The sequence below is a fragment of the Corynebacterium sp. genome, from assembly GCF_022712195.1.
Lineage (GTDB): Bacteria > Actinomycetota > Actinomycetes > Mycobacteriales > Mycobacteriaceae > Corynebacterium.
On the sequence record NZ_JALAGY010000010.1, the window covers coordinates 1 to 17,916 of the forward strand.

Annotated in this window: 15 protein-coding genes and 1 pseudogene; 8 read left to right on the plus strand and 8 right to left on the minus strand. The window is 68.8% G+C overall.

Annotated features, from left to right (window positions below; genetic code table 11):
- The 4 genes from rsmG to Q0A34_RS01260 form a co-directional block, all read left to right on the plus strand.
- On the plus strand, positions 1-642 hold a 642-nt coding region (rsmG, locus tag Q0A34_RS01245; protein ID WP_291477693.1), incomplete at its 5' end, for a 16S rRNA (guanine(527)-N(7))-methyltransferase RsmG.
- 155 nt (positions 643-797) lie between these two features.
- A complete protein-coding gene (locus Q0A34_RS01250; protein WP_291477696.1) occupies positions 798-1,739 on the plus strand; it encodes a ParA family protein in 942 nt (313 codons plus the stop codon).
- Entirely contained in the window at positions 1,739-2,776 is a 1,038-nt protein-coding gene (locus Q0A34_RS01255; RefSeq protein WP_291477703.1) for a ParB/RepB/Spo0J family partition protein, read from the plus strand. The genes Q0A34_RS01250 and Q0A34_RS01255 overlap by 1 nt, the downstream gene beginning before the upstream one ends.
- Before the next feature lie 108 nt (positions 2,777-2,884).
- Entirely contained in the window at positions 2,885-3,592 is a 708-nt protein-coding gene (locus Q0A34_RS01260) for a hypothetical protein (protein ID WP_291477705.1), read from the plus strand.
- Positions 3,593-3,608: 16 nt separating this feature from the next.
- Here the strand turns inward: Q0A34_RS01260 and Q0A34_RS01265 are convergent, their stop codons facing one another.
- The 4 genes from Q0A34_RS01265 to Q0A34_RS01280 form a co-directional block, all read right to left on the minus strand.
- Positions 3,609-4,799 (minus strand): N-acetylmuramoyl-L-alanine amidase, encoded by a 1,191-nt coding sequence (locus tag Q0A34_RS01265; protein ID WP_291477707.1) that lies wholly within the window; start codon positions 4,797-4,799, stop codon positions 3,609-3,611.
- 48 nt (positions 4,800-4,847) lie between these two features.
- On the minus strand, positions 4,848-5,177 hold the full coding sequence (locus tag Q0A34_RS01270) for a thioredoxin domain-containing protein (protein ID WP_291477709.1): 330 nt from the start codon (positions 5,175-5,177) through the stop codon (positions 4,848-4,850).
- 144 nt (positions 5,178-5,321) lie between these two features.
- The gene (gene trxB, locus Q0A34_RS01275) at positions 5,322-6,257 is read right to left on the minus strand and encodes a thioredoxin-disulfide reductase (protein ID WP_291477711.1); all 936 of its coding nucleotides are present in this window, start codon (positions 6,255-6,257) and stop codon (positions 5,322-5,324) included.
- On the minus strand, positions 6,254-6,862 hold the full coding sequence (locus Q0A34_RS01280; protein ID WP_291477713.1) for a sigma-70 family RNA polymerase sigma factor: 609 nt from the start codon (positions 6,860-6,862) through the stop codon (positions 6,254-6,256). The genes trxB and Q0A34_RS01280 overlap by 4 nt, the downstream gene beginning before the upstream one ends.
- A gap of 132 nt (positions 6,863-6,994) precedes the next feature.
- On the opposite strand from Q0A34_RS01280, the gene Q0A34_RS01285 reads away from it, so the two are divergent.
- A complete protein-coding gene (locus tag Q0A34_RS01285; RefSeq protein WP_291477715.1) occupies positions 6,995-7,540 on the plus strand; it encodes a hypothetical protein in 546 nt (181 codons plus the stop codon).
- A 93-nt stretch (positions 7,541-7,633) separates the two neighbouring features.
- On the opposite strand, the gene Q0A34_RS01290 is transcribed toward Q0A34_RS01285, so the two are convergent.
- From Q0A34_RS01290 to Q0A34_RS01305, 4 genes and pseudogenes are all read right to left on the minus strand, one after another.
- The gene (locus Q0A34_RS01290; RefSeq protein WP_291477717.1) at positions 7,634-8,818 is read right to left on the minus strand and encodes an AAA family ATPase; all 1,185 of its coding nucleotides are present in this window, start codon (positions 8,816-8,818) and stop codon (positions 7,634-7,636) included.
- Positions 8,819-8,913: 95 nt separating this feature from the next.
- A complete protein-coding gene (locus Q0A34_RS01295) occupies positions 8,914-12,141 on the minus strand; it encodes a murein biosynthesis integral membrane protein MurJ (RefSeq protein WP_291477719.1) in 3,228 nt (1,075 codons plus the stop codon).
- Between the two features lie 187 nt (positions 12,142-12,328).
- Positions 12,329-14,695 carry a hypothetical protein gene (locus tag Q0A34_RS01300; RefSeq protein ID WP_291477800.1) on the minus strand — a complete coding sequence of 789 codons (2,367 nt, stop codon included), beginning with the start codon at positions 14,693-14,695 and terminating at the stop codon, positions 12,329-12,331.
- Positions 14,696-14,697: 2 nt separating this feature from the next.
- Positions 14,698-15,195: pseudogene (locus Q0A34_RS01305) on the minus strand (NUDIX hydrolase); the annotation flags it as partial.
- A gap of 235 nt (positions 15,196-15,430) precedes the next feature.
- On the opposite strand from Q0A34_RS01305, the gene Q0A34_RS01310 reads away from it, so the two are divergent.
- Genes Q0A34_RS01310 through Q0A34_RS01320 form a run of 3 tightly spaced genes read left to right on the plus strand, consistent with a single transcriptional unit; the run spans position 15,431 to position 17,914 of the window.
- On the plus strand, positions 15,431-16,882 hold the full coding sequence (locus Q0A34_RS01310; RefSeq protein WP_291477801.1) for a CCA tRNA nucleotidyltransferase: 1,452 nt from the start codon (positions 15,431-15,433) through the stop codon (positions 16,880-16,882).
- Positions 16,879-17,577: an AzlC family ABC transporter permease gene (locus tag Q0A34_RS01315; RefSeq protein WP_291477721.1), complete on the plus strand. Its 699-nt coding sequence runs from the start codon at positions 16,879-16,881 to the stop codon at positions 17,575-17,577. The genes Q0A34_RS01310 and Q0A34_RS01315 overlap by 4 nt, the downstream gene beginning before the upstream one ends.
- Positions 17,570-17,914 (plus strand): AzlD domain-containing protein, encoded by a 345-nt coding sequence (locus Q0A34_RS01320; RefSeq protein WP_291477723.1) that lies wholly within the window; start codon positions 17,570-17,572, stop codon positions 17,912-17,914. The genes Q0A34_RS01315 and Q0A34_RS01320 overlap by 8 nt, the downstream gene beginning before the upstream one ends.
- Positions 17,915-17,916: the final 2 nt, after the last annotated feature.

Consider the following 17,916-nt stretch of genomic DNA (forward strand, 5'->3'; position numbering starts at 1 on the left):
CCCCAGGACGTCCCCTCCCCTCCCCCGGAGGCTGAGGCGGTCTTCGGTGACCGTACGGACCTTGCGACGCGCTACGCCGCCTGGCTGCGCGACGCAGGCGTGGTCCGCGGTCTCATCGGCCCCCGCGAAGTCGGTCGGCTCTGGGAGCGCCACATCCTCAACAGTGCCGTCCTCAGCGAGGTGGTCGAGGACGGCGCCCGCGTGGTTGACGTCGGTTCCGGAGCCGGCCTGCCGGGGATCCCGTTGGCCGTCGCACGCCCGGATCTCCGGGTCCAGCTCGTTGAGCCGTTGCTGCGGCGGGTGACCTTCCTCAATGAGGTCGTCGCCGATCTCGGTCTCGGGAACGTCGAGGTCTTCCGTGGACGGGCTGAGGACAAGGAGATCTCACGGGCCGTGGGTGGTGCAGACGTGGTCACGTCGCGCGCGGTCGCTCCGGTGGGACGTCTGATGGGCTGGTCACTCCCCCTCGCGCGCGTGGGTGGCCACGTGAAGGCGCTGAAAGGCTCTTCTGCGGGCGAGGAACTGGTGCGGGACGCCCGGGACCTCACACGTGCCGGCGGATCGCCTGGGACGGTCCTGGAGGTCGGTGCGTCCGTCCTGGAACAGCCCACTTTCGTGGTGGACGTCGAACGCCTACGCTGAATGACAAGCATGTCATTCATGACCGGTGTTTCACGTGAAACTCTCGTTGTTCACGACGCGAGTGGGGACTAGGCTATCGGTACAAGGGCACCCGGTACGCCTCGTGTTTCACGTGAAACACGACCACGCCGCACTAAGTCACGCAAAGGACGTCCATGATTCCTCCCGAGTGGGATGACACACCCATCGCCGACGCTGCTCGTCGGGCTGCTCGTATCCAGAATCCGGAGCGTCTGTCACTCCCCCGTCCCACCAGGACCCGCCGCATCACGATCGCCAACCAGAAGGGCGGCGTGGGTAAGACGACCTCGGCAGTGAACCTGGCGTGGGCGCTGGCGCTCCACGGGCTCAAGGTCCTGGTTGTCGACCTGGACCCCCAGGGGAACTCGTCCACGGCCTGCGGAGCCGAACACCGCATCGGGACGCCGTCGAGCTATGAACTTCTCATCGGGGAGAAGGGACCGGCGGAGGTGATTCAGGCGAATGCCGAGAACCAGAACCTCTTCTGCATCCCGGCGACGATCGACCTCGCAGGCGCGGAGATCGAGCTGGTGTCGATGGTGCGGCGTGAATACCGGCTCAGCGACGCACTCAGCCCGGGCTACCTGGAGCGTGAAGGCTTCGACTATGTCTTCATCGACTGCCCGCCGTCACTGGGGCTGCTGACCATCAACGCGATGAACACGGCCACCGAGGTCCTGATCCCCATCCAGTGCGAGTACTACGCGTTGGAAGGAGTGGGACAGCTCCTCAACAACATCTCGATGATCCGCGAGCACCTCAACCCGGAGCTCCACGTCTCCGGCGTGCTCCTGACGATGTACGACGCCCGGACGAAGCTCTCCGAACAGGTCGCCGGCGAAGTGAGGAGCCACTTCGGCAGCGCTGTGCTGGACAACCAGATTCCCCGCAGCGTGAAGGTCTCCGAGGCGCCGGGTTACGGGAAGACGGTGCTCCAGTACGACGCCGGCTCACGCGGAGCACTGGCCTACTTCGACGCCGCCGTCGAATTCGCGCAACGCGGCGACTACCTCCCCCTCCCCGAGACCGCCCCGATCGGTGTGGCACCTGAACTGCGGACAGGAAGCAGCAACTGATGTCAGAGAAGAACAAGCCGACCCTCCCCCAGCTCCCCCAGACCGAGACCCAGCGAGGTGGCCTGGGACGAGGCCTCGCGGCCCTCATTCCGACCAGTCCGTCGAAGCCGAGGTTGGGTGCGGGTGCAGCGGACGTCATCCTCGGCCCGGCCGGGCAACGTCACAGTGACGTTACTCCCGAGGGTGGCGCCAAGGGCTCCGACAGTGCTCCCGAGGCCGAAGAGAACATCGGGGCGACCTACCGGGAGCTCCCCCTCGGGTCGATCCGTCGCAACCGAAAGAACCCGCGCGAGACCTTCGAGGAGGAACCCCTCAACGAACTGGTCCACTCCATCAAGGAGTTCGGCCTCCTTCAGCCTGTGGTCGTCCGGCCGACGGGAAGCTCCACCTATGAACTGATCATGGGTGAACGCCGTCTGCGTGCCTCCAAGATGGCGGGCCTGGCGACGATCCCGGCCATCGTCCGGGAGACGGACGACCAGGACATGCTCCGGGACGCCCTGCTGGAGAACATCCACCGCGTCCAACTCAACCCTCTGGAAGAGGCCAGTGCCTACCAGCAGCTTCTCGAGGAGTTCGACGTCACCCAGGCCGAACTGGCCCGGCGTCTCGGGCGCTCCCGACCGCTGATCACCAACATGATCCGTCTCCTCCAGCTTCCGGTCGGGGCACAGCGGAAGGTGGCGGCCGGCGTGCTGAGCGCAGGGCACGCGCGCGCCCTCCTCGGAGTCAAGGCTGGGCCGGAGGCGCAGGATAAACTGGCGGACCGCATCATCGCTGAAGGTCTGAGCGTACGTGCCACCGAAGAGGCCGTCGTGCTGCTCAACCGGGGTGAGGAGCAAGCTCCGCGCACGTCACGCGCCCCCCGTGAGCAGCCCGAATCGGTCACCCGGTGGGCAAGCTCCGCCGCGGACGCACTCGACACCCGGGTGACCGTGCAGATGGGTGCCAAAAAGGGCAAGATCGTCGTCGAATTCGGCGACGAGGACGACTTCGAGCGGATCACGGACCTGCTGAAACTCCCCCGCGAGAAGTGAGCGGCCACGGTTTCACGTGAAACTGTGACCTCCACGTCGGATTAGCGGGTCCGGCCGCAGCCGCCACCCGGGCGAGGTAAACTCGACCTCCGACAGAGGAGGACATCGGTGGAGATCAGGTACAGCGCCCTGCAGCACGACAGCGGTGACGTGGTGGCGCCCTCCGCGGGCACCGACGTCTTCTGGGAGCTCGGGCCCGGGGTGGAGAGTACGGATCCCGCCTTCGACAAGCAGATGTGGATCCAGTCCGTCCTCTACCGCTGGGGAACCTGCGGGTACACGGCCTTCGTCGGTACCGGTGACCGGGGCAGCGGTGAACGGCCGGCGGCGACCGCCTTCTTCGCTCCCCCGACGTACTTCCCGGGCTCGGCGGCGATGCCGTCCGGTCCGGTGTCCGGCGACGCCATCCAGATCTCCACCGTCTTCGTCGAGCAGCCCTACATGGGCCTCTACCTCGAACACAGCCTCATCGACACCATCCTCACCGAAGCGGAGCGCCGCGGTGTCGCTGCAGTGGAGGTCTACGGGCGCAACGACGCGGACGGCACTCCCCTGGGCTACATTCCCGAGGGGTACCACGGTTGGGAGGAACGCCCCGACCGTCCGGGGGCGGACCTGGAAGCCGCCCCGGTCCTCTCCGCGGACATTCTGGAGCAGCAGGGCTTCACCGTCGTCGGGAAACACCCCCGCTTCCCGCGGTACCGCAAGAAGCTCGCGGAAGGATCCTCACTGTTCAGCAACTACGCCACGGACGCCCATGAGCTGATGCACGACAGAGCACCGCTCAGCACCGTACTCGGCGGACAGCGCGCCTGAATCACACCGGTGTGATTCAGGCCAGCTTCTCGGCCTCCAGCACGTCGGAGAACCGGTAGGTGCCGGTCGGCGCCGTGTCCGCGTCAAGCAGGTACAGGCGCTTGACGGCGACCACGAGCGCCTCGGCGATGGTGTCCCGGACCTCCGGGTCCGTCAACACGGCCACGTCGTCGTCGTTCGTCAGGTAGCCGGCCACGAACTGCACCGCCGGCATCTTCGTCATGCGCAGCAGGTCCCAGGTGCGCCGGTGGCTGCGGCAGTTCGTCAGGGACGTCCGGGTGGTGACCTCGCGCTGGATGAACCCGGAGAGCTTCTCCCCCGTCAGCGACGACGACCCGGACTCGGAGCCGAAGTAGAACGACGCCGCACCGTTCGCACGCTCGTTGGGGTAGACGTCCGCCCGCAGGGAGATCATCAGGTCGGCGCCGAAGGCGTTCGCCAGGGCCGCCCGTTCCAGACTCGTCGGGTTGTCACTGCGCGGGCGCGAGAGGATCGTCTCCATACCCGCCGCGATCATGCGTCCTTCAGTGCGAGTGGCGAGATCCCACAGGATCTCCTCCTCCGTGATCGTGCCGTAGCGCCCCGTGACGGTCCGTCCGGCGACGTCGCCGCCGAGACCCGGGTCGATCACGATCCGTTTGCCCGTGAGCTGGGGTCCGGCCGCCCGGATCTGCTCCTTCTCACGGATCGCCTGCGGTGAACCTCCGGTGATACGACGGCCCAGGTAACTCAGCGCCCGCAGGGTCACCGGACCACAGACGCCGTCGTTGGTCAGCCCGTAGTTCAGCTGGTACTTCCGGACGGCCTCATGGGTCTGCGGACCGAACTGGCCGTCCACCCGGTCGGTGTAGAAGCCGAGGTCGTGCAACTGCGTCTGGAGCTCCGCGACATCGTCGCCGACGAAGTAGTGTCCCGGAGGCTGCAGGGACAGCACGCGTGCCCCCAGCGTGTAGGAGGCTTCCCGCAGGGCGCGCAACGTGCCGTCGGTGATGTGGCCGTCGGCGATGATGCCGCGGCCCTGCTGGAATGCGCGCAGGGCGATGTCCAGGTCGGCGTCGAAGAGCTCCTCCTCGGGCGTCCACCGCTGACCGGCGTCCCCCGAGGTGTCCCCGGTGAACCCGTCAATGTATCCGAGCCGGGCGAGGGTACTGCGGACTTCGGCGACTCGCGGGCTCCGGTCGCCCAACTTGAGTGAGTTACGGTGCACGTTGTCCTCTCGTTTCCGTCACAGGTGGCTGATGGTCAGGGGAAGAGATCACGCGGAGATGAGGGGGTCGAGAGCGGCGGCGAGATCGGCCTCGGACTGACGTCCGTGGAGCTCCACGACCTTCTTGCCTCCCTGGTAGACGAAGATCGCGGGGATCGACATGATCTGGAACATCGAGGCCAGGCCGCGTTCCTCCTCCACGTTGACCTTCGCCACGGTCACGGACCCGTCGTAGGTGGCGGCGATGTTCTCCAGGGCCGGTTCCATCTGGATGCACGGCTGACACCAGCCCGCCCAGAAGTCCACCAGGACTGGGACGTCCGACTCGATGACGGTGCTGCGGAACGTGTCCTGGGTGACGGTCACGGGGTCGGACATGGGGTGAATCTCCTGAGGGTGATGGGAGCAAGAATCTGCCCACCACAATACCCGTGGGAGTAGAAGCGCGAAAACATGCGCTGAACAGTCACGGAGCGGTCACGGTAGAGTCACGGAACGGCTAAGCCGGTGATCCGCGGGCGCTCAGAGAGCGGCCAGATACCCCTCAGCGTCCAAGGCGGCGCGGCAGCCGGACCCGGCGGCGGTGATCGCCTGCTGGTAGTGGGAATCCACCAGGTCACCCGCGGCGAAGACGCCCGGAACCGAGGTCCTCGTGGACGGCTCGTCCACCTTCACGTACCCGTTGTCCTGGAGCTCGACCTGCCCCTCGAACACGGCGGTGCGCGGATCGTGACCGATGGCGACGAACATCGCGTCCATCGGCACCTCACGGGTCTCACCGGTCACGGTGTCCTCGAGCTTCAGCGCCCTGACACTGCCCTCACCGAGGACCTCGACCACCCGCGAATTCATGACCATGTCGATCTTCGGGTTGTTGCGGGCCCGCTCCTCCATGATCGCCGAGGCGCGGAACTCGTCCCGGCGGTGGATGATGGTCACCCGGTCACCGAACTTGGTGAGGAAGTCGGCCTCCTCCATCGCGGAGTCGCCACCGCCGACGACGGCGATCTGCTTCTCCTTGAAGAAGAAGCCGTCGCAGGTCGCGCACGCGGAGACGCCGTGTCCCAGCAGGGCCTCCTCGCCGGGGACGCCGAGGTAGCGGGGCTCCGCGCCGGTGGCGAGGATGACGGTGCGGGCGTGGAACTCCTCCTCGTCGGTGAAGACCTTCTTCACCTCTCCCTCCAGCTCGACCCGGACGACGTCCTCCATCCGCAGGTCGGCGCCGAAACGCTCCGCCTGGTTGCGCATGTCGTCCATGAGGGCCGGCCCCATGATGGACTGCGGGAACCCGGGGAAGTTCTCGACCTCGGTGGTCTGCATCAGCAGACCGCCGAAGTCCATCCCCTCGAACACCAGGGGCCTGAGTTCCGCGCGGGCGGCGTAGATGGCGGCGGTGTAGCCGGCGGGACCGGAACCGATGATGACGACGTCGTGCACAGACGGGGTGGAATCACTCATGCCGACGATTCTAGCGACGCACCGGCCACCGCAGGTGCCACCCCGGCCTCTGCGAGGCGGACGCGCAGGTGGCGGTGGGCCCTCGCCCGACGCGACTTCACCGTCCCGGTGGGAATGCCCAGGTGGTCGGCGGTCTCCCGCAGCGACAGGTCACGCATGTCGGTGAGCACGATCACGTCCCGCAGGCCAGGGTGAAGTTGACTGACCGCCTCGTGCAGCAGGATACGGTGCACGGTCTGACCGGCGTCGGCGGAGCGGCTGTCCGGCAGGTAACGCAGCCGCTCCCCCAGTTCCACCGCCCGCGCGAGTTCGTCGTTCCTGCGTCTGCTGTCCCGCAGGTGCGTCAACGCCGTGTTGCGCATGATGGTGTGCAGCCAGGCCGCGGCCGAGTCCGAGCCGCGGAAGGTGCCCGCCGTCCGGTGGATCTTCAGCAGACCGTCCTGCAGGACGTCCGCCCGGTCCTCGACGGGCACCCCGGCCTGGTGCATCGCCCACCCCAGCAGGCCGGAGTGCCGGCCCATCAGCTCAGTGAAGGACGCGGCGCAGCCGGCGAGGTGGCGGCGCAGCAGTTCGGCGTCGCTCGGCGTGACGGATGGTGCGGTCATGAAGGATCCCCCTTGAAAGTAACGTCCCCTGCTCTCCTCCGTCCCCCGGGGAGAGCTTCGTGCACGAGCTTAGCGGAGTGAACGTACCCGCGGAGCGCCTGTGGACAACTTTCCGACTGTAGGATCGGCACCATGCGGTCTCTGTGGTGCACGACGTGGGGAAGCACACGGGAGGAACGGCGACGTTCCCTGCCGGGAGACAGCCTCGCCTGCCCCCACTTCCAGGCTGACCGTGCGGTCACGATCCCCGCGCAGCCGCAGGACGTCTGGCCGTGGTTGATGCAACTGGGCCAGGACAGGGGCGGTTTCTATTCCTGGGAGTTCCTGGAGAACCTCGTCGGGTGCGAGATTCACGGTGTCCGTGCTCTGCGTCCGGAATGGTCGACGAGAACCGTCGGGGACACCGTCCGACTCGCCCCCGAGCTGCCGTTGACGGTGCACCAGGCGACGCAGGACGAGGCGCTGGTCCTGGTGGGAGGTGACCCGGCCGCCGTGCCCGAAGTGTTCACCTGGGTGTTCGTCCTGACCCCGGTGGCGGACGGCACCCGTCTCCACGTGCGCGAACGCTACCGGTTCGCCCGTGTGCACCACCGGCTGTTCGTGCCGTTCCTCGCGGTGGCGTCCGGGGTGATGACGGTACGGATGCTGCGGACGATCCGGCGGCTCGCGGCGTCGTAGACCATGCCGGTTCCGGAAGTGTCGCAAAGTATCGCAAAGTATAGTGCCGTATCCAGAAAACTGGATACGGCACTATACTTTGCGATACTTCGCCTACTCGAGTGTCGCGGGATCCACCGTCCTGCGGATGAACCCTGCCATGCCCGGAACGGTGAACTGCACCAGGCCGTGCGCCGGTGAGTAGATGAGCCCCTTGTCGATGAGTTTCTTCCGTGCGGTGCCGAGAGAGCGCACCTCCGCGCCCATCGATTCGGCAACGGTGCCGATCGGCACCGCATCCTGGCCGTTCGCCGCCATGGCGGTAAGGAAACGCTTCTCGGCAGGGGTCGCCCGGTCCCACCTGCTGGGGAAGAACCCTTCGTCCAGGGCGGCCGTCCCCGTGCCTTCCGCCAGTTGCGCGTCCTGCCGGGTGAACGGGGACTGCGGTGCGACATCCCAGACAGCCTTGCCGTACTCCTGCAGGAAATAGGGGTAGTTGCCGGACACCCGCACAAGTTCATCGAGGGCGTCCGGGGCGAAGGTGGCGTCTTCCCGGGCGGCCGGCTCACTGAGTGCCTTCCGCGCCTCCCCGTCGTCCAGTTTCCCGATCTGCCGGTAACTGAAGAGACGTTCCGCGTAGGACTGGGTGCCGGCGAGGACGGACGGGAGTGTCGGCAGCCCCGCCCCGAAGACGAGGAACGGCAGGCCACGTTGTCCAGCCAGGTGCTGGGCCGCGATGACGGCCGCGAGCAGTTCGGGCTCGAGGTCCTGCATCTCGTCGATGAAGAACGCGAGAGCCTTCCCGTCCTCCGCCGCCGCAGCGGCGACGTCGAAGACAAGTTCCTCGAGGTCGATGCTGATGTCTCCCGAGTCCGCCCGTCCGTGGACGGCATCCACGTTGAGCGATGCCCCGGAGAACCCGAGGGACAGGGTGAACGACGAGATCGTCGGCAATGCCTTCGTGATACCGCGCCACCGTTCGCGAAGGGTGATCTTCCTGGCGCTGACAACCATCTCGCGGGCGAGTTTGCTGCGGATCTGGGCCTGCCCGGGGCCGTCGCTCCGGGCCTCCAGGCGGACGACGAACCAGTCGGCCTCCTCCGCCTTCTCCGCCATCTCATTGAGGAGGACGGTCTTCCCGACACCACGGAGTCCGTGGAGGATCAGCCCACGGTTGTGCAGTCCGCGTTCAACGCGAGTGATCATGTCTGACATCAGCTTCAGTTCCCCGTCACGACCGACCAGCGCGACAGGCCGCAGGCCTGCACCTGGGGAATAGGGGTTCAGCGCACCATCCATGGGGCCAGAGTATCCGATATCATCCAAAGTATAGTGCCGTATCCAGTTTTCTGGATACGGCACTATACTTTGCGATACTTCGGATGATTCCGCTGTCACTCCCGCACGCCGTGCACCGTGACCTCCCCCACCGAGGCGGCGTCCGGCATCGGGAGTTCCGTGATCCACAGCAGCACCCGGTCCCCGGCGGGGGCGTCCTCGCCGGACAGGGTCAGCGTCCCGCCGGAGGCGGTCTGCGCGTCCAGCAGCTGCGTCTGGTCCACCGTGGAGATCTCACCGGACCCGGTGCGCAGCTCGATGCGCGTACCCGCCGGCACACCCTCGAGGTCCACCGACGTCACCGACGTCGGCCCGTCCAGCGACAGCAGCAGGCCGAGCCCCGGTTTCAGGGACGACGGCCCGTCGCCAAGCTGGTCGACGTACTGCGCCGAGTCCCAGGTCGTCGCCGGGTCGCCGTCGATGACCAGGGGGGCGTCCCCGGGACGGTCCAGGGAACCGTCACCGTCCGCCGGCGCCCACTCCGCGGCCTCGGACACGGCCACGGGTTCGGGGTCCGGGGCAGCCTGCGCCGAGGTGGTCTGACCGCCGCGGATGGAGTCCGTGGTCACCGGCGAGTCGCGGCGGTCGCCACCGAAGTAGGCCACCGCGACCACGATCAGTGCGACGATGAGGAACAGTCCGCCGATCGTCAGGGTGACCGACAGTGCGGTGCGTCCCGGTTTCTCCGGGGCGGCGCCGAAACCGGCACGCTGCTCCGGGTTCGGGGCCACGTCGGCACTGGTCACCAGATCGGCGTCGGGGGACTCCGACGTCGTCGCCGCACGCAGACGCGCCGCGAGCTGCCGTGCGTCGACGCCGTCCACCCGGCGTGCGTCGCCGAGGATCTGCTGCAGCTCCGCGGGGATCTCCTCCGACGGCACCGCCGCGAGGAGCATGTCCAGCGACACCGCGATGGCGTGGACGTCCTGACGGGCCGAGCCGCCCGGCAGCACACCCGGGAAGGCGAGCACCGCCCGCCCCTCTGAACTGATCCGCAACCGGTTGCGGTGGTCGATGCCCAGCGACCCGCCCAGGTCGGCCACGTCCCCGGCGGCGTCCGCCAGGTCGGCCATCGCGTAGCCGGCGGCCAGCGGGTCGGGACCGGACTCCGCCACCCTGGTCAACGGTGCGCCCTCGGTCCAGTCCGCGACGACGACGACCAGCGTCCGGGCGTCACAGATCTCCCGCACGCGGGCCACACCCGGGGAGGAGACCTTCGCCAGCGTGGCGCTGCGGTCCAGCAGCTCGCGGGAACCTGCCCCGGCGACCTGCGGGTCCAGGATGGTGAGGGCCACGAGGTCCCCGGTCTCGTTGTCGCGGGCCTGCCACAGCCGTGCCGCGGGTGATCCACCGTGGTCCGAGAGCAGCCGGAACCGGCCCTGTAGGATCGGGGCACCGGGAACAAGGCGCGGGCCACGGACCCGGCCGGCGGACAGCGGCGGCATCGCCGGGCCCACCACGTCCTGCCCGGTGAGCCCCGTCATGCCGGCGATGGGCATCTCGGTGATGCGCGCGGACGGGCGCTCCTGCTCCTCCACTGCGGCGGCCCTGGCGAAGAAGTGGCCGACACCCGGCAGCCGGGCCAGCGTCGCACCGACGGTGATGACCTCCGGCAGCTTGGAGCGGGACATGATCGCGATGACGATCGCCAGGAACACCACGCCGGCGACCATCAGACGGATGAGGTAGCCGAACAGGAAGCCGTCCGGGATGAGGAAGTGGTCCACGAGCACGTCGAGGCGCCACACCACCAGGGCGGACACCGCCGACGCCCCCAGGGCCCACAGCGACGTCCTGAGCACACTGCGCATGCCGAGATGCCCCAGGGAACGTTTCAGCAGCCGGTGCCCGATGATCGCACCGGCCACGAAGCCCATGCCGTTGGCCGCACCCAGCAGCACCACCACCAGGCGCGGTTCACTGGCGATGTGCGGGGCCAGGTACGCCAGGGTCACCTTGGTGATGGTGATGCCGCCGATGATGAAGGTGGGCGTCCACACCTCCTCGCGGGCGTAGAAGACGCGCAGGTGCAGCAGCACGATGGCGTAGGGGACAAGCGTGAACGCGGAGAAGCTGATCGTCCAGCCCAGGACGTTCGCGTCGTCGAGCGAGAACTCCTGGTAGGCGAACAGCGCCGGGGCGATCAGCGTGCCGAAGGCGGTGAAGAAGGCGATGACCGGCACCAGCGCCAGCATCGTCAACTTCGTCGCCATGGTCAGGTCCTTGACCACGGCCTTGTCGTCGCCGTCCGCGGCGTTGCGCGACAGCCGCGGCATCACCGCGGTCAGCAGGGTCACGCCGATGACACCGTAGGGCACCTGCAGCAGCTGCCAGGCCTGCATGTAGATCGTCGGACCCGCACCGGAGCTGGAGGCGATGCGGTTGTTCAGCACCCAGCCGATCTGGGAGATCAGCACGTAGACGACGATCGCCAGGGCCATGCCGCCGAACTGCTTCAGCCGGTCGTCCAGCCCCCACAACGGCCGGATGTCGACGCCGGCCTTACGAAGGTACGGGACCATGATCGCCGCCTGCACGACGACGCCCAGCGTGGTGCCCAGACCCAGCAGCATGATGTGCGGGTCGGTGATCGACACGACGTCATCCTTGCTGAGCTTCGACTCATTGGGCAGCAGGATGTAGAGACTCAGCACCGCCAACGTCACCACGTTGTTGACCACCGGGGCCCACGCGCCGGGTTTGAAGATGCCCTTGGTGTTCAGCACCGCCATCATCACCGCGAACATCGCGTAGAACACGATCTGCGGCAGCACCAGGTAGGCGAAGGCGGAGGACATGCCGATGTTCACCTGGCCGTCGGAGTCCAACGACACCCGGGTCAGCAGGGGTGCGGCCAGTACCGCGATGACCGTCACGGTCATCATGAGTGTGAACGTCAACGTCAGCAGACGTCGGATGAACGCCGCCCCGCGGTCCGGGTCCTCCTTCTCCGCCCGCACGAGCAACGGCACCACGAGACTGGTGAGCACCGCGCCGAGCACCAGCTCGGTGATGAGGTTCGGCAGCGTGTTCGCCGTGTTGAACGCACTGGCGACCCCGGCGCCGAGAGCCCAGCCGATCAACGCGGTCCGCAGGAAGCCGGTGATCCGGCTCAACAGAGTCGCGATCGCCATCGAGCCGGTCGCGCTGACGACGTCGGCGTCCGACGCCGTCGTGGCGGCCGAACCCTCGTTGTCCTCCCCGGAGGAGGTGGTCTGCGCACCGGCCTGCGCGGTGGCCTTCGTCAACCGGGGGTCCGTCGCCGCGCGCTGGGCGGGGGACATGTTCAGATTCGAATGGTCGGCGCCTGGGTCGGTGCCGCCGGTGCCCTGACTGACACGGTCAGTCGGTCCGGAGGTGCGGGACGGCCGGGAAGGTGCAGCTTTCGCCGGCGGGGTGGCGGCGCGGAACCGCCCCCGTACGCCGGGTTGTGCGGCGTCGCCGGGGTCTTCTCGAGAATCAGTCACCGCTCTATCTTCGTGCACTCCCCCGGCGGTTCGCTAACTGACGGCGTCTTTTCGTCACCCGGATCAGGGCGAACAGGCCGAAGACGACGGCCACGCCGACGCCCACCACGAGCGCCCCGCCGCCGGGGCCGGAGGCCATGCGGATCGTCACCGGATCGGAAATGCGCATGTCATCCGGGGTTTCCAGGAACATGGTCAGATCGGTCTCCCGGATGTCCGCAGGGAAGGACGTCGTCATCTGGAGGGTCACACTGCCCTGTGCCGGAATCTGCTGCAGCCCGGGCGTGTTGAGCTTCACCCCGTCCCCGGACTCGTAGTCGACGTTGACCCGCACAGGCAACGGGAGACCGTTGCGGGCCACCACGATGAGCGGCGAGGAGTCGCTTGTCCGGGTGAAGACGCTCCCCGGCGGGAGCAGCGACACCGACTCGCGCAGGTCGTGGATCAGCGCCCGCACCCGGTCACGACGCTCGGCGGCACGCTCCCGGGCCGACACGTCCTCCCCGGCGACGCGGCGGCGGTTGTCCGTCAACGACCGCAGCAGGTCGTCGACCATCGGCCTGGTGAAGATCTCCGGGGTGAGCGCGACATTGTCGTCGTCGACCATGATCCGGGTGACGTCGTGCACGTCCCCGGCGAGCTCCCGGCCCCGGGCCAGCTCATCCTCCCCCACCGGTGCGGGGTCGGCCACAGGCTCCTGCACCGTGCCGTCGGACGCCACCCCGCGCAGCGCCGCCCCGAAGGACACCGCGCGTGCCGAACCGTCCTCCAGCCGGCCGGACACGGCCTCGAGCCACGTCTCCGCGTCGTCTCCGCCGACGGTCCACTCCGCCGGCGGTGCGGCGATGACGTTGCCCGCCGGGGAGCCGTCCTCCGCCCCGGCGTCGCGGAGCTCCAGGTCGAGCACGCCGACGGCGGCCGCCATCCGCTCCGCCGTGCTGTCGTCACCGAGGTCACGACGTGACGCCGGCGCACTGTAGGCGGCGGTGGTGGGGTTCTCCCCTGTCGCCGCGAGCGCGGACCCCAGCGCCGCGGGGAACCGCAGGGCCCGCGTCCCCCCGGGCAGGGTGACGACCCCGGCGTCGCCTCCGTCCTCCGTGGTCACCGTGTCTTCCGCCACGAGCACCGTGGTCGGGGTCTCCCGGTCGGTGTCGCCGAACCGTCGCACCGACTCCTCCGAGACGTACCCCGACCCCGGGACCACCACCCCGGTGGCCGGCTCCGTGTCGAGGATCTCGGAGATGGTCTCCGCACCCCGGTCCGCCAGCTCCGAGACGCGTGCGTCACCGACACCGGTGACCGCGTCCACGTCAGCCCCGGCGAAAGGCAGCGGGACGGTGCACTGGCCGTCGACGACGGTGCGCAGCTCCTCCAGCCACGACGAGGCGTCCGCGGCACCGGTCCCCTCCACGGAATCGTCTCCGCCGCGGCCCTCCGTCCACCGGTCACGGAGCCGCACCGGCTCCTCGACCGGGCTGGGGGCCTCACCGACCCGGTAGCCCCCGCTCATCCGCGACACCGTCTCCAGGAGATCAGGGTCCACCGCGACGCACGTCGCCTCCTTCAGCTCGTCGGACTCCGCGGCCGCCGCCCGGTAGGTCGACAGCAGGGTGCCCAGCCGCCCCTCCGGCCGCAGCTCCTCCGCCAACGACTCATCGGGCAGGTACAGCTCACTGGGCTCCGGGGCGTCGCCCACCTGCGCCGCGCCGGCGGTGGCGCTCGACGACAGCGGCCACAGCATCGTGATCCCCGCCGGACGCCCGGCGTCGGGGCCGTCCGTGGTGCCGGTCCCGTCCTCCGTCACCGTCACCGTCGTGCGCGTGGCGGCGACGAAGGACGTGCCCGACCCCCCGAGGTCCGCGTTGAGGTTGAGCAGCAGCGGGTAGACCCCCGGGCCGTCCACCCCCAGCCCGCTGAGACTGCCCGCACGGCCGTCGACCGGCACCGTCAGCCGGAACTGACGGTCCTCACCGGGCGCCAGGGTGCCGTCGAGCTGCTGGAACGGGCCCACCCACGGGTACTCCCCCTGGTTCGAGATCAGGGAGGTGGCCACGTCGTCCGGACGCTCCACCGCGTTCTGGTGCTGGGTCCGCAACTGCAGCCCCGACAGCTCCTGGTCCGAGGAGTTCGTCACCCGGACGCGTAGGTCCAGTGCGCCGTCGCCGGTGACCGTCGCCGGCTGCTGCCCGAGGATCTCCAACGACACACCGCTGTCCGGGTCCGCCGACCGCGACTCCGGGTTCGCCCACACCGTCCCCCCGACCGGGAGCTCCTGCGCCGCGACCGGTGACAGGCCCGACGTGCCGACGACACCCACCACCGCCGCCGCAGCGCAGGCCAGCGGTCGTGCCGCTCCCGACAACCGGCCCATCACTACCGCGGCGTACGTCGCCCGGCCTTCGCCTCCGCGCGGGCGAGGTCGGGCAACCGGTCGTGGGCCTGACGGGCGAGTTTGCGCTCGTCAGCGTAGGCGAGACGCTCCACGAGGTTGCTCACCGGCAGCCACGCCACCTCAGTGACCTCGGGATCCTCGTCATTGAGGTCACCGTCGACGTAGCGCAGCAGGTGGTGGTGCACCGTCTTGTGGATCCGCCGCCCCTCGGAGACGAACCAGTAGTCGATCGTGCCCAGGTCGCTGACGACCTCACCGCTGACACCGGTCTCCTCCCACACCTCACGCTCGGCCGTGGTGTGGTGGGACTCGTCCGGCTCGATGTGGCCCTTCGGGATCGACCACAGTAGCCGGCCACGACGGTCCAGCCGCCCGATGAGGGCGACGTACATCCGCGACAGGTCGACCGAGCCGTCCCCCCGGACCGCCTCGGCCAGGCCCGACAGCACGAGACCGCCGGCGCTGGTCTCCACCGAGGTCGGCAGTTCACTGTGGTCACGCTGCTGAACGGAGCGTGCCGGAGACCGGCGCTGGTCCGGCCGTGAGGGGCTCCCGTTGGAGCGGCGACGCCGTTGGTTCATGGGGAACAAGGGTAGTGCCTGCGGGGCGGTTTGTGGGAACTGTAAAATCCGGGGGGTGACGCGACGGCAGACAGAGGGTACCGAGGACAACACAGGCACGGCAGGCACGGCAGCCCCGGCAGACACGGCGACGATGCTCGCCACCGCATGGTCGGCGGTGAAGGACGACGCCAGGACCGACCGGGCACTCACCGCACTGGCGGACGCCTTCGCCGCCCGCGGACACCGGCTCTACCTCGTCGGCGGGTCCGTCCGCGACGCCCTGCTCGGCCGACTGACCCCGGAGACCGACTTCGACCTGGACTTCACCACCGACGCCCGACCCGACACGGTCACCGCCGTCCTCGACGACGTCGCCGAGACCGTCTGGGACACCGGCATCGAGTTCGGCACCGTCTCCGCGATGTTCCACGGCCTCACCGTGGAGATCACCACCTTCCGCGCCGACGCCTACGACGGCGAGTCCAGGAACCCCGAGGTCACCTTCGGCGACACCCTCGACGGCGACCTGGTGCGCCGCGACTTCCGCTGCAACGCCATCGCACTCGAACTCGCCCCCGACGGCGAGCACCGGCTCCGCGACCCGCTGAACGGGCTCGACGACCTCGCCGCCGGCGTCCTCGACACCCCGGCCGCCCCCGAACAGTCCTTCCACGACGACCCGCTGCGCATGCTCCGCGCCTGCCGGTTCGCCTCCCAACTGGGCTTCACCGTGGCCGACCGGGTGCGCACCGCCATGACCGGCATGGCCGACCAGATCAACCGCATCACCGCCGAACGTGTCGCCGCCGAACTGAACAAGCTGATGCTCGGCGCCGAGCCCTGGACCGGACTCGACATGATGGTCGACACCGGGCTCGCCGACCACGTCCTGCCCGAACTGCCCGCCCTGAAACTCACCCAGGACGAGCACCGCCAGCACAAGGACGTCTACGCCCACTCCCTGCAGGTCCTGCGCAACGCCACCGAACTGGAGGGACGCCTGGGCGACGGGGCCACCGACACCGACCGGCTGGTGCTGCGGTGGGCGGCCCTGCTGCACGACATCGGCAAACCCGACACCCGCGAGTTCACCGACACCGGGGCGGTGACCTTCCACCACCACGAGGTGGTCGGCGCCCGAATGGCACGCCGCCGGCTCAAGGCGCTGAAGTACCCGAAACGGCAGATCCAGGACATCGGCCAACTGGTGTTCCTCCACATGCGCTTCCACGGCTACGGCGACGGCGCCTGGACCGACTCCGCCGTCCGACGCTACGTCGCCGACGCCGGCGACCTCCTCCCCCAGCTGCAGGTCATCGTCCGGGCGGACTGCACCACCCGGAACAGGCGCAAGGCCGGACGGCTCCAACGCGCCGTCGAGGACCTCGACACCCGCATCGTCGAACTCAGGGAGCAGGAGGACCTCGACGCCGTCCGCCCCGACCTGGACGGCAACGAGATCATGACCATCCTCGACCTGCCGCCGGGGCCCGAGGTCGGCCGGGCCTGGGCTTTCCTCAAGGAACTGCGCCTGGACCGCGGGCCGATGGACCGCGACGAGGCCGTCGCGGAGCTGAGACGCTGGTGGAAGGAGCAGGGGTGAGCCCCACCGCCACGGCGGAGTTCCGGAAGGGCGTCAGGGACAGCTGGACGGTGGCCCTGGGGCTGATCCCCCTGGGACTCGCGTTCGGGCTGCTGGTCACCCAGACCGGGTTCGCGTGGTGGTGGACACCGGTGTTCAGCATCGTCCTCTACGCCGGCTCCATGGAGTTCCTGGCGATCACGCTGGTCACCGGGGGTGTCGCCCCACTCTCCGCGGCGCTGTACGGGTTCCTGGTGAACTTCCGGCACGTCTTCTACGGACTGAGCTACCCCGTGGAGGCCGTCCGCTCACCGGCCGCGAAGGCCTACGGGATCTACTCGCTGACCGACGAGACCTACGCGATCCTGTCCACGAAGACGAAGTCCGCGTGGACCCAGCCGCGGGTCATGGCGGTGCAGGTGTTCTGCCAGTCCGCCTGGGTGGTCTTCGGCGTCGTCGGGGCACTGGTCGGCTCCGCACTGCCGCTGGACCTCGTGGGCCTGGACTTCGCACTGACCGCACTGTTCGTGGTCCTGGCGATCGAGGCACTCGACGTCAGCCGGGACGTGTGGCTGCCGGTCGTCGCGGTCGTGGCAGGGGCGGTGGGCTTCGCCGTGAGCCGGGACCAGATGCTGCTCGTCGGGCTCTCGCTGTACTTCGTGTACCTGGTGGTGAGGTTCCTGTGGACCCGCCGGAAGGAGGACCGCGGTGTCTGACGGGCTGCCCGCAGGCGTGGACCTGACCAACACCCTGCTGATCCTCGGCGCGGTCGGCGCAGTGACACTGCTGCTGCGCGCACTGCCCTTCGCGGCGATGCGCTACTTCCGCGAGTCCGCCCTGGTCGCCTGGCTGGGGATCGCGATGCCCGCCGGGGTGATGACCGTGCTGGTGCTGTACACACTGGTCAACTCCACGGAGAATCCCGGTGGTGTGGGGGCGGCGGTGATCGCCGTGGCCGCGACCGCGGCGCTGCACCTGTGGCGGCGCTCGGCGACGATGTCGATCCTGTTCGGCACCGTGGTGTACATGCTGCTGGTGAACCTGGTCTTCTGAAC